This is a genomic window from Verrucomicrobiia bacterium, assembly GCA_035577545.1.
Taxonomy (GTDB): Bacteria; Verrucomicrobiota; Verrucomicrobiia; order Palsa-1439; family Palsa-1439; genus Palsa-1439.
In genome coordinates, this window is the sequence record DATLVI010000004.1 from 100397 (window position 1) to 113669 (window position 13273).

Annotated in this window: 7 protein-coding genes; 3 read left to right on the plus strand and 4 right to left on the minus strand. The window is 57.8% G+C overall.

From position 1 onward, the window contains the following. The first annotated feature begins 142 nt into the window (after positions 1 to 142). From VNL17_00585 to VNL17_00595, 3 genes are all read left to right on the plus strand, one after another. Positions 143 to 5083, plus strand: a complete 4941-nt coding sequence (locus VNL17_00585; protein ID HXI82565.1) for a choice-of-anchor D domain-containing protein — start codon at positions 143 to 145, stop codon at positions 5081 to 5083. A gap of 105 nt (positions 5084 to 5188) precedes the next feature. Continuing rightward, the gene (locus tag VNL17_00590; GenBank protein HXI82566.1) at positions 5189 to 7270 is read left to right on the plus strand and encodes a hypothetical protein; all 2082 of its coding nucleotides are present in this window, start codon (positions 5189 to 5191) and stop codon (positions 7268 to 7270) included. Positions 7271 to 7303: 33 nt separating this feature from the next. Then, positions 7304 to 9322 (plus strand): hypothetical protein, encoded by a 2019-nt coding sequence (locus tag VNL17_00595; protein ID HXI82567.1) that lies wholly within the window; start codon positions 7304 to 7306, stop codon positions 9320 to 9322. 74 nt (positions 9323 to 9396) lie between these two features. Here VNL17_00595 and VNL17_00600 read toward each other — a convergent pair whose 3' ends face one another. The 4 genes from VNL17_00600 to VNL17_00615 all read right to left on the minus strand — a co-directional run bounded on the left by VNL17_00600 (position 9397) and on the right by VNL17_00615 (position 13266). Beyond that, entirely contained in the window at positions 9397 to 10251 is an 855-nt protein-coding gene (locus VNL17_00600; protein HXI82568.1) for a transglutaminase-like domain-containing protein, read from the minus strand. Between the two features lie 92 nt (positions 10252 to 10343). Further along, entirely contained in the window at positions 10344 to 10898 is a 555-nt protein-coding gene (gmhB, locus tag VNL17_00605) for a D-glycero-beta-D-manno-heptose 1,7-bisphosphate 7-phosphatase (protein ID HXI82569.1), read from the minus strand. 12 nt (positions 10899 to 10910) lie between these two features. Then, positions 10911 to 12017 carry an FAD-dependent monooxygenase gene (locus VNL17_00610; protein ID HXI82570.1) on the minus strand — a complete coding sequence of 369 codons (1107 nt, stop codon included), beginning with the start codon at positions 12015 to 12017 and terminating at the stop codon, positions 10911 to 10913. Further along, positions 12010 to 13266: a beta-ketoacyl-[acyl-carrier-protein] synthase family protein gene (locus VNL17_00615; GenBank protein HXI82571.1), complete on the minus strand. Its 1257-nt coding sequence runs from the start codon at positions 13264 to 13266 to the stop codon at positions 12010 to 12012. Before VNL17_00615 ends, VNL17_00610 begins: the two co-directional genes overlap by 8 nt. Between the last annotated feature and the right edge of the window lie 7 nt (positions 13267 to 13273).

Genomic DNA, 13273 nt, shown 5'->3' on the forward strand with positions numbered 1-13273 from the left:
TTTGCCACGGTTTTTCAAGGTCGTCTAACAACCCGGACATTTTACCAAACATTCTGGTTGCAATCGCAAAACCCCTTTTGATAGCTTGTGGTTTACCAGCCAATCTTTCCGAACGATAGGTAGGATGGAGGAGAGTCGAGTGATGAAATTTTCCAGAATGTGGTTGTTTGCCCTTGCAGGCATGGCGGGTCTTTTCCTTATGGCGCGTCACGGTCGGGCTGTGACTGTTGCCACGACGGACAACAAGATCTCCATTTACCAGAGCGCAGACAACAAAGTCATCATCTACCCGACTGGGGACGAAAAAATCGACCAGCTCAAAGAGAAGGGCATCCAGAAGGTCAAGAACTACGGTTCCTACTGGTTGGTAGAAGCGACTGACGCTCAGGTCGAACAGTTGACACAGCTTTACGGGGATCGGGCCGTCAAGGATAGCCGTTTTAACCGCATCCAGTTGAACGGCACATCCATTGATACGCTTTCTGGCGAGCCGACCGTTCCGGCCAATCTTCGCGAGGAAGAGGGCCCCGGCAAGCACCTGCGCCTGGTGCAATTTCGCGGTTCCGTGACCCCCGAGTGGCTGCAACTACTCAGATCGAGCGGTGCGCAGATCATCTCTTATGTACCCAACAACGCCTACCTGGTTTTGATGGATGCCACGGTCGAGAGAAAACTGGAAGTGATGCGCGGGCCAAGCGGCTCGATTCAGTGGGTTGGGGCCTATCATCCGTATTATAAAATGCCACGCAGTCTTCTGGCCGCTTCCGGGACGGATCCGATCAAGGTACGGGTGACTGCGGTCGATCGCTTCGCGGAGACGCATGCGGCCAGTAAGGTCATTGCCATGGGAGATGTCGCGTCGACCATGACGCACACCGGACAAAAGACTTATGAAATGGAAGTATTGCCGTCCGCTATTTCCCAGATTGCGGAACTATCGGACGTAATCTGGATTGAGCAAGTCGAGCGGAAAGTGCGGTTCGACGAAGTTCAGGATCTCATTCTCGCCGGGCAGACCAACGGTCTTGGTAACGGGCCATCGACCACCATGGGCATTACCAACTACCTGGATTTCCTGGTTAACTCGGTCGGGGGCGGGCTGAGTTCGTTCTTCGACCCGTTCACCTATGCGATTGTCGACGTCGCGGACACGGGTATTGATGTAATCAACCCTCTTACCGGCAATATTGTCCAGCCTTCGCTTATAGGTCACGTAGCCTACGCGGAGCCCGGCCTCGGGGGATATTTCGTTGGTTCCTCGGGAGATTCGGGATGCGCGGCATTGAACAACAACTTTTTTGGTACGGAGGACTTCTACGACCACGGAACACGGGTCGCATCGGTTATTGCCGGATTTGACGTTGCGACGAACGATTTTAATCAGTTTTCCATCTTTTCGACAATCGTAACGCAAGTGTTTAGCGTCACGAACGTTTGCGCGGGCGCTGGTGCCGTGACAAACACCTTTGTCCTGGACACACAGCCGTGCAACCTTACGACAGATATTATTTTCAACTGCACGAGCGCAGGGTCGTTTCCGGTGAACATTCCGCTTCCAACAGAGGTGATCGTCACACAGATATTTGATTCCGTTCATCAAGACCCGAGTGGGTTCCGTCTTGGGCTGGGCGTTTCGCCGTTTGGACTGATCGGCAGCTCACGCATCTGGAGGCAGTCTGCGGACACTACCGGCAATCCACCTCATGTGCGTTTCTTGCCCAATCCGCAACAGATTACTCCCTGCATGAATGGTTCTTTTCCGCTGGTCTTCTTCGCAGCTTATTCGGCGGGAGGGCGCATTCAGAACAACAGTTGGGGCGACGACATAAATACAAACGGTTCAAACGGCGGGGCGTACAGCGCTGAGTCGCAAGCATATGACATAGGTGTTCGTGATGCACTGTTGGCGGGGAATTTGGGAAATGGAGGAAACACCAACGGGACTCCCGGCCCATCGCCGTTGAATCAGGAGTTTATCATAGTTTTTGCCGGCGCTTCCATTCTTAGCGACGCCGGCGTGGCCGGAATTAACGGCGGGTTTGGGGACCTTCGTATTACTCCTCCGGCAACGGCCAAGAATGTCATCACGGTCACTGCTTCCGAGAGCGTGCGGTTGGATGGCAGCGGCTGTGACGTAATAGTCAATGAAGATAATTCATTCGACATGTGGCAAGATTCAGCGTTCGGGCCAACCCTTGATGGGCGGATCAAACCCGAAATTGTAGCGCCGGGCTCCTCAATCTATGCCGCGAGGTCGCTCTTGGCGGGCGCAATCGATCCAGTACTCGGAATTGTACCCGTGGTAAACCTAGACCCGAATGGGAATCCTGGGGGTAACTTTATCTTTTCCAGTCAGGTCACGAATCTTTACTGTGTGCCACCCCAGCCTTTTACCAATTTCTTCCCAAATCTCAGTCAGGGGTTTGTGCAGACTAGTGGCTCTGCCGTAGGCGGTCAACTATACGACTGCAATTCCGGCAGTAGTTACGCCGCACCTGCGGTTTCCGGAGCCATCCAACTACTTTGGTGGTATTTCCAACATCGTCTGACCAACGAAGTGGGACAGGCGCTATTGCAGCCGAGCCCGGCTATGGCGAAAGCGTACGTGTGCAACTCGGCGCGCTATATGCCGCTCACCAATCCTCAGACCGGCGCTACTGACACGCTGCCCTCCATCGCTCAGGGCATGGGCGAACTGGATTTGGCGCGTATGTTCGACGGCGCTGGGCGGATGATCCGTGACGAATCGACGCCCCGGGCAATCGACGTGGCATTGATCACGACCAATCCCTCTCCCCAGCAGACGTACTTCAGCCAATCGGGCCAAAGCTACGAAGCCAGCGGTCAAGTCCTCGATCCCAGTCTGCCATTCCGCGTGACGTTGGCCTGGGTCGATGCTCCAGGGGCGCAAAATGCCAGCTCGGAGCTGGTGAATGATCTGGATTTGCAGGTAACCGTTGGCGGAGTGACCTACAAAGGGAATGTATTTTCCGAGGATCACTCAGTGCCCGGCGGCGCGTTTGACGACGTCAACAACATGGAGAGCGTCTTTCTGCCTGCAGGCCAGACCGGCGCGTGGAGCATAATCGTACGCGCGAAGAATATCGCCGGCGACGGCGTTCCGAACGTGGGCGGCAGCAATGATCAGGACTTCGCGCTCATCGTTTACAACGCGGCGACGAATACCTTATCCGACATTCCGAATCTAAAGACGAACAATTCCTGTCAGACGGCGCTCCTCCTCACCCAGTTCCCGACAAGCTTCTCAAACACGCTCTCGAAAGCGGTATATACCGGCAATACCATGCCAAGTCCTAGCGCGGGACGAGGTGGTGTGGAAGAATTCTTTAGAATCGTCCAACCCACGCCGGGAACAACGTTCACCGTCAATACCCAGGGAAGCGCTTTCAACACAATCTTGTCCGTGTGGAACGTCCAAGTCCTCCCACAGACCGTGTTTGTTCGGGGAAATTGCGGCGCGCTGACAGAGCTCGTCTCGACCAATGGAGGATTCAATTCGCAGGTGTCGTTTACCGCGGATGGCTCGAACGACTATTATGTTGTGGCGGAACCCCTGAACAATGGATCGGGTGGCAATTTCGTGCTGAACGTGAGCGCGTCGGCCTCCCCGATAACAATCACGCCGAGCAGCCTCACCTTCGGCCAGCAGGTCATATTGACGACCAGCAGCCCGCAAACAGCTACTTATCGCAACGGCTCCACCGTACCCGTCCAGATTTCGAATTTGTCGATTACCGGCCCGGATGCCGCCGATTTCTCGGTGACTTCCGAGACCTGTGAGGGGAGTGTTCTTACGCCGAGCCAGAATTGTTTTGTCACCGTGGTCTTCACCCCGCAGGTTGGCCCGGTGGGATCGCGGCAGGCGAATCTGGTCTTCACCGATGACGCCACCGGCAGCCCGCGCGTTGTGCCACTCAATGGAACTGCAACGGCAGCAGCGCCAATCGTCTGTTTGAGTTCGAGCGGCACGCTTGACTTCGGAAATCAATTGCTCACCACGACCAGCGCGGTGCAAACCATCACGCTCACCAATTGCGGTTCGGCGGATTTGAACATTGCCAGCATAACCATTAGCGGATCTGGATCGAACGACTTCTCCTTCGGAGCCGGCACAACTTGCGCTGCCCCTTCTACGATCACGCCGGGGAGCACCTGCACGATTGCTATCCAGTTCAATCCACAGGCAGTCGGATCGCGGAAGGCAAACCTTTTGATCGCGCACGACGCGACAGGAAGCCCGACAATCATACCCCTGTCCGGCGTCGGAGCGGCGCTTTTGCCCTCAATCTGCTTCAGCAGTAGCTCGATTGATTTTGGGGGTGTCGCTGTTGGCTCCACCGGTTCGGTGGTGAGCGTGACCATCACCAACTGCGGGACGGCCGTGCTGACGAACAGCAGTCTGACGCTTACCGGTGCGAATCCTGGGGATTTCATAACCAACTCCGCCCCCTGTGGTTCTGTTGCCACGGGCGGTACGTGCGTGATCAGCTTGCAGTTTGCGCCAACCGCTGGTGGCTCACGGTCGGCAAACCTGGGGTTCGTGGACAATGCTTCCGGTAGCCCGCAACTGCTGCCGTTGATCGGCAATGGCGCACTCAGTCAGCCGGACGCCGCGATTGGGAAGACAGTCAAAGTAAAGAGAATGGTTGGCGCTGGGATCGAAAATAGCAACGGCGCTGGGCAGGAAATCACAAAACCGATTCGCCGGGGCGCGCGCAGTGGTTTGAAGTTCTTCGTGAGCTTGCAAAATATCGGCACGACGTCCGATCGGTTTACCGTGCAGGGCGACAGCGGTTCCACAGGCTTTACAGTGCATTACTTCCTGGGAGCCGTCCCCAACGATAGCGTCGAGGTGACTTCAGCCGTCGAATCCGGTGTCTTTTCGACCAGCACGTTGGCGCCCGGGGCGACCATCAGCCCCGCCACCATGATTCGTATCGAGGTGTTCGCGGACAAGACTTTGGTGGGCAAGGGTGCGACGGATACCTTCACACTCACTTTCGCTTCCGTCAGCGACCCGACAAAAGTAGACGTCGTGAAGGCCACTGTAATCGCGAAGTAGGCTACGGGCTGGACAACAATTGCCCCGGTAGAGGTGATGGCAGGGAAGTCAGACTCAGTGCAACCTGAGGGTGGACTGTTCCATAATGAAAAAAGCGTTCGAGCTATGAGAAGATTGGCTGGCATAAGTCTGAATCGTATTGCGAGCTTTTGGCTGCGCGTTTCTTTAATCGGCGCGGTGGTTGGGTCTGCGGGATCTGGCTCCTTCGCGCAATCTCAGGTGCCGTTTTACAGCAAGACAGAGCTTGCGCGGGCGGTGGCCGTCCAGCAAGCGAACCAATCGGCGATTCTCGCGGGCCAGGGTGTGTTCGGGGTCGGCGTTGGCGAGACGAATGGGACCCTGGCAATTACCGTGTTGGTCGATAGCACGAATCGCGCGGCGCAATTGCCGACGACTTTGGATGAGTTTCCGGTGACGGTCCAGGCGGTAGGGACTGTCCATGCTCTTCCATGCACCGGCCTTAACCCCCAGTCTGCGTACCCACTTCCCATTCCGCTTGGAGTCTCGGCGGGGAACATACTGCTGTTCGATAGCGGCGCCTGTTGTGCCAGCGGCACGATCGGGTTCAAAGTCCGCGACAATTCCTCGGGAAGGGTTGGCTGGATAAGTAATAACCACGTCGTGGGCCACGGCACGGACGGTTGTCCCAGTACGGCGCCGATCGGCACCGTCCAGTATCAACCCGGTGCTGTGGATAACAACTGCGGCGCGGCCCAGAACATCGGAGTCCTGAACCGCACCGTGCCCATAACTTTCGGAGGCGCGGCCAATCTGGTAGATTGCGGGTTTGTGCAGAGTTCCGATTCGGCCATATCGGCCAACATTCTCAATCTGGGCTCGCAGGTGAACAACGTGGTCCCGGCCTTCGTGGGACAAGTCGTCCAAAAGAACGGCCGTACCAGCAATTGCACCCAGGGGACGGTTACGGCGGTCAACCTGACCGTCAACATTGACTACTCCGAATCGGCTCCCTGCGCCACCAGTTGTGGGATCGCTACTTTCAACAACCAGATCATGGTCGCGCCATCTGCACCCTCGTCCGCGTTTGGCGCGCCCGGAGATTCCGGCTCGCCGATTGTCGATGCGAACAACAACGCTGTGGGGCTCCTCTTTGCCGGTGATAGTTCCGGGAACGCGTTCGGTAATCCCATCGGGACGGTGTTGAGTGCGCTGAACGTCAGCCTGAGCAGCGTCGCGAGTTCCCAGGTTGTTACCCGTACGTCCCGCTTCTGGTTTACGCATGGATTCTCGTCCGATGCGAATTGTGCCACCTTGTTGGGTGCGATCAACTTTAATGGGGGCGTGCTCGACCTGGGATTTGTCACGCTGGCCACGGCCAACCGCAATTCGGACAACGTCATTGACGGTACCGACGCCTTCATCGAAGCGCTTGGGTTTTACTGGAGAGGGGCCGGTAAGACCGGTGAACCCAGCGGAACGCAGAGCCTGGGTTTGAAGTCATCGGGTCTGTGCGTCGCTCGCAAGCAGTTGGCCGTTGAACTGATCGCCGCCATCGCCAACACCACATTGCTGGGCACTTTTCCCCCGAATGCGACCTATGTTAACGGGCACACCGTCACGAATTTTCCGGGTGACTTGATCTCGCAGGCCCGCACGGCGGCCGCCGGCTTCGATGTTGCGGCTGTTCGCAGCATGACGGCGCTGCTCAAGAAATTCAATAGCAGTGGTCAAACAAACAATCTACCCAATGGCCTGGAGGAGTGTTCGGCCCAGCCGTCCAAGATACTAAAACCGATTTCGCGCGATCCCATGCTGCAGGATACCTGTCCCGGCATAAACGACACGTGCCTCGCAGCCAAGACGATCGTGTTTTCGGATGAAAACCCGGTCTTCAACGACTCCGTTAGCCTTGCCGGTTTTCACGATGACATCCCAAGCCCTGCTTGTAACGTTGGCGGACGTGATGCCGTTTGGCAAGTAAGTCCGCCAGTGGCCGCCAACGGGCGACAATTTAGTGTTTCCACCCAGGGCAGCAATTTTGATACGGTTCTCTCGATTTGGTCGGGCACTTGCAGCAATCTGACCCCGGTGGCGTGTGCAGACAATGTCCTGGGGAGCGGCGAACAGCTAACATTTACGACCGACGGCGTGAACACGTTTTTCATTGTCATTGAGGGTTCGGGCGGCGCCTTCGGTAATGTGAAGATGTCCGTGAGGAGCTTCTGATTTTTGGTGACGAAGAGCTGGAAGAAGTGAGTTATGCGAACGGAATACAGAGAGAATAGTAGTTGGAGTTTGCTGGGACGATTGGCGTGGAGAGGCCTGCTCGTATTCGCGTGTTTTGCCCTGACGGCTCCTTCGGCGCAGGCCATCGTGTCCGCGGGAAATGCGTTTTACCAGGTATTTGTGCAGGACACGACGGGCTCGGGTGTCGGGCTCTACACGGCGACGACCGGACCTTCGCATCCTGCGGGCCCTGGTTTGAACGTGCTCTTTGGCAATGGCGTGCCGGACACTTCGTTCAACACGATTCGTTCCTATTCCAGCAATACGGACTATACTCAATCACCCGGGAAATCAGGTGCAAACACAACGGTTTTCCTGGATCCGTTCGGCGTTGTAACCCCGCTGGGCTCCACCGGATTTCGAACCACCTACACATTGCCGGGTGGGTCAAATAGTTCGGATGCCATGACGATTGTTCAGGATGTCCAGGTCAACGGGACGACCTTTGAGGATTCGACAATTGAAGTTGCGACCACGATCATCAACAACGGGTCTAATTCCTTGAGCGCTGGTGTTCGCTACTTTTGGGACTACCAGATTGGCATTGACGATGGACCTACGTTTACGCCGGTAAATTCGATCGCACTGGTCTCCGCCAATTGCAATGTCCTTACCACGGAGACCCAGTTCAATGATCCAACGTTCGAGGCGTACCTCATGGTGGATAACGACCGTAATCCTCACCCCCCCACGTTCAATATCTTCGGGACTGTCGTCGGGCCGAACACCGTCGTTCCATTGCCGACGCCGCCGGATTTATTGCAGTACGTTTGTTGGCCGAATGCGTTTGGAACGGCGTTTGATTACACGATAAATCCGACTCTGGACATTGCCACGGTCAACTCCGCTTGCACTCCCGGTGGAGGAGATTGTGCTGTAAGTTACTTTTTCGGTCACAACAGCGGAACCGCCCTGGTGATCGACGCTGGTGCTTCCGCCACGGTATCAGCGTCTTTGTTCCTGACCCCCATCACCACGAGCACCAATAATGTCGGCTATATTACCCGCCCGTCGCGTTTCTGGTTCACGCACCAGGAGAGCAGTGATACGAATTGCGTTACCTTGCGCCGGGGTATCGACGCCAACTGCGGTGTCATGAATCTTGGTTTTATCACCTTGCCGAATGGCTTTTCGAATGGCGACAATGTCGAGGATAGCGAAGATGCAACGCTGGAAGCGCTTGGTCTCTATTGGAAATCCACCGGCTTTACGGGCGAAATCGGCGGGACGCAGAGTAGCCGGTCCAAAGCGTCGGGCGTATGCGTGAAGAGGAAACAGTTGGCGGTGGAATTAATTGCGGCAATTGCCAACGTCCAGCTGTTCGGCACGCAACCGGGGCAGGTGTCTTATGTGAACGCACACACAAATGTGACCTTCGCAGCGAACTTGATTGACCAGGCCCGTCAGGTGGCGGCCGGTGAGGATCCGGTGGCGATCACCAGCATGACGGCGTTGCTCAAAAAATTCAATAGCGGCGGCGAAACGAACAATTTTCCAGCAGGCCTCGTGGAATGTTCGGCAACGAGCACCAAAGTGTTAAAGAGCCTGGCGCATGACCCAACGACGCAAGCCACGTGCCCTGGTGTGAATAACAGTTGCGCGGCGGCGGCGACGGTGGCGTTTCCCAGTTCCGCCGGATCCTTCTCCAGCGCGGTATTCACCAAGTCGGTCAATCTGAGCAGCTTCACGAACGCATTCCCAAGTCCAACTTGTGGAACGGGTGGGCCGGATGCCTGCTGGAAAATATTGCCGGATGTCGGTGTGGCGAACCGTTCATTTACGGTCACCGCGTCCAAAGCCAACTTTGACTCCATGATTTCTGTCTGGGAAGGCAACTGCAGTAATCTGGTTGCAGTCTCGTGTACCAACAACCTCGGTATCACCGGCGAGACACTCAACTTCCGGACGGATGGCGTGAACACATTTTTCATCGTTGTTGAAGGGTCTGCTGGCAACATAGGGAAGTTGAAGCTCACCATCACCAGCCCTTAGCAAGCGCCTTGTTCGAAGCTTCAGTTCTTCTTCTCGACGAGAGCATCACCGGTCGCGGTAATTGTCGCCAGAACTTACGGGTGGGACAACAATGCAGCGAACCTTCCAAACTGTTCCGCACGGGCAGGCTCGCGCTCGGTGTAGATCGCGTGGAGATTGTTGCACATCCGCAGCAGGATGATTTGCGGCGTGGTCGGTGTCAGGAAAACAGGGTTAAATACCACACCCAGTCGTTTGCACAGTTCGCGGCAATCGTCCTCATCCAGTAACTCGCCCTCATGGAAGGGATCGAAGAAAAAGCTTACGGTGGCTGACTGCCATTTGAGGAGGAAATGCGCGGGCATGTTGATGCCGATCAGTGGAATACGCAGCCGCCGCGCCAGCAGCAGGTAGAGAACCGACAGGCTGATGGGAATCCCGATGCGACGGTCCAGGACGCGATTGAGATAGGAATTATCCGGGTCGTAGTAATCCTGCCGATTGCCGCGGAAGCCGAGCGTACGGAAAAGATAGTGGTTGCAGACCTCGATGGTGGACCGCGGTGTCTCGCGCCCGGTCAACCGCTCGCGTAACTCTTGCGCCATCTGGTCGAGCCGGGTGCGATAGGCGACTTCGTCCATCTCCGGGTAGCGGGTCTTGGCCACCAGCCAGCACGCGACTTCCAGGTCAAAATGGCTCCCGCACGTCGCGCAAAACTTCGCCAGTCCCTCCCAGGCCACCGTTTCACGAAGCGAGCGCAACATCAACTGCGCATTGCGTTGGGCTGCGGGTTCGCCATCGAGCACCACGGATTCCAGGAAGGTGATGCCTTCCGTGCCCCGTTCCGCCAACTTCTCCTGCACCAGTTGTAACTGGCGTGGATCCTGGTCCGCCAACAGCTTGGCGAGGGCGATGCGATCGGGTTCGCGCAGGGCTTTCATCGGCTGCATCTATGGCACATACCATCCCCCAAAACGCGACGGACTGCAACCATGTAAAAAGCGGGACCTCAGACCAGAAACTGGGTGGGATGCGCGGTGGTTCACGGTTTGCCCTTCAGGATCCAGGATGCCGCCGCGCCGATATCCTCGGCTACGTGGTCGGGTTTGACCTCCCGCTTTGCCAGCGTCTCGTGACCGACGCCGGTGAGCACGAGAACGGTCGATACGCCCGCATTAATGCCAGCCTGGATGTCGCTGGCGCGGTCGCCAACCATAAAGCAGCGCGACAAATCGAGCCCGTATTCACGTGCTGCGTCGCGCAGAAACTTGGGCTTCGGTTTGCGGCAGTCACAATTATCCTCGGGGTGATGCGGACAAACGTAGTAACGATCAAAATGCACGTGATGCTTGCCAAAATACTCGTCGAGGTGCGCGTGGATCGATTCGACAGCTTCGCGAGTGAAGTACCCGCGTCCCACGCCGGATTGGTTGGTGATGATGAAAAGCTTGTAACCGGCCTCTTGCAATCGACGGAGCGCTGCAGCGGCGCTGGGAATCACCAGGACGCGCTCGACGTCGCCGACGTAATTCGAGTCCTCCATGATCGTGCCGTCGCGGTCGAGAAAGACGGCGCGGTTGCTGGTGCTTTGATTCATTGTGAACGCAGCCTACCGAAAGCGCCGCTCTTCGCCAAGAACGTTGTCAGCCAGCCAGCCAGCCAGCCCGGGCAGGCGGCGAACCAGCGGGATGATGGCGCGGGCCGCGCGCTCGCGATACATCACGCGATGGAGCCATTCGTTCGTCCGTCCGCGCCGCTGGTAGAGCGTGGCAACGCCCGCGACATAATTCCTTTCGGGTTGCGAGAGGCCGCAGATGGACTGCGCTGCGATCTCCGCCGTCCGCAGGGCAAAGAGAATCCCCTGGCCCGTGAAGGGTTCCATCACGCGCAACGCGTCACCGACGAGAAAAACACCGTTCCGGGCCGCGATGTTCATTGGCCCGCGCAACGGATGCGCGCTTTGCAGTGGCTCGATCGGTTCGGGATTGATGCCCAGATTCTGGAAATGCGAGTTCCGGGAGACGGTATGCCCGAAAAGCGCCTCGCAGTCGTTGTGGAACCGTGCACCGCGCCGGTCGGTCACGATACAGAGATTCGCCCGCTCGCCATCCACGCGTACCAACCCACAGTAACCCCCCCGAAAGAGATGAAGTTGGACGCGCTGGTCCAAAGCCGCTGGTGCGCGAAAGTGGGCCTGGAATGCGATGTGACCATTCCTTTCAGGAGGCTTGCGAACGAGACCCGCGCTCCGCGCCGTCATTGAATGCCGCCCATCGGCGCCGATGATGCCCTTCCTCGCGCGATAACATCCCGTGCTGGTCACAACCCGTCTCTCCGATGTTATTTCACGGACGGTTTCATCCTCGAAAACCTGGACACCGCAGACCCTGGCGTGCTCCAACAATACCTGGTCGAATAAACTGCGACGAATGGCAGCCGCTCCGCGCGGCATGGGAACGTTGACCACCCTGCCTGCGGGCGCCGTGAATACCGCGGCCTCAATTTCATGATGCGGCAGCGCGCGAATTCTTTCTGCGATGCCAAGGTTTTCGAGCACGGGCCAGCAGTTCGGGTTGATGACGTCCCCACAAACTTTGTGGCGTGGGAATCGGGCGCGCTCAAAAAGCGCGACGCGCAAACCGCGCCGGGTACACAACGCGGCGGTGGCCGCCCCGCCCGGCCCGCCGCCGATCACGATCACGTCGAAATCACTCATGGCGGGCGAGGATGATGCTGGCGTTGATTCCGCCGAAACCGAAACTGTTGGAAAGGATGCAACTCACACGCGCATTGCGGCCCGCATTGGGAATGCAGTCGAGGTCGCACTCGGGATCCCCGTGCGTCAGGTTGAGCGTCGGCGGGAGATAATTGTGTTCCAGCGCCAGGCAGCAAATGGCGATCTCGATCGCCCCTGATGCGCCGAGCGGGTGGGCATGGAACGGTTTGGTGGAGCTAACCGGAATCTGTCGGGCGCGGACCCCGAAAACCTGCTGGATGGCCAGCGTCTCCGCGGCATCCCCAAGTGGCGTACCGGTCGCGTGGGCGTTGATGTAATCGATGTGTTGAGGAGACACACGCGCATCCACCAGCGTGTCGTGGATGCAACGCGCCGCGCAGGAGCCGTCGGGACGGGGCGCGAGCATATGGTGGGCATCGTTGTTGCAGGCGTACCCGAGGATTTCGGCGAAGACGTGCGCGCCGCGCGCCAGCGCGTGACCTCGCTCTTCCAGAATGAACATCGCCGCGCCTTCACCCATGACAAACCCGTCGCGGGTGGCATCGAAGGGGCGACAGGCGCGGGCGGGGTTGCCGTTCCCTTTGCTCATCGCGTGGAGCACGTCGAAAGCGCCAAACGTGAGCGGGGCCAGCGGCGCTTCGGCCGCGCCGGCGACCATTGCCACCGCGCGACCCTCCTGGATGTGGCGGAACGCTTCACCCAGTGCAATTGCGCCCGAGCCACAACTATTCGAGTTGGTGCTACCCGGGCCGGTGAAGCCGAGTTCGATGGCGACGTGAGAGCCGCCGGAGCCGCCGAATACGAGGAACGCGAGCGCCGGATTCACGGCACGGATTCCCTGACGCATGAATAACTCATGTTGATGCTCGGCCAGGGCAACACCACCGAGCGCCGTGCCGGCGCAAACGCCCATCTGCGGGAAGGGCGGGTCTCCAGGGCAAAGAGGTTGGCCGCCTTGTTGCGAATCTTCGAGGGCCATCTTCGCCGCAACCAAAGCGAACTGCGCAAAACGATCCAATCGTTTCACGCGTCGCGCAGGGAAGTACGCCAGCGGATCGAACTCGTCCACTTCGCCCGCAATCTGCGACTCAAATCGTGAGGCATCAAAGCGCGTGAGGCGGCGAATCCCGGACTTGCCACGCTGGATTCCCCGCCACAGCCCGTCCCGGCCGCAGCCGATGGCGGTAAGGGCCCCAATTCCGGTGACGACGACGCGATGGTGTGGCATGACTCTT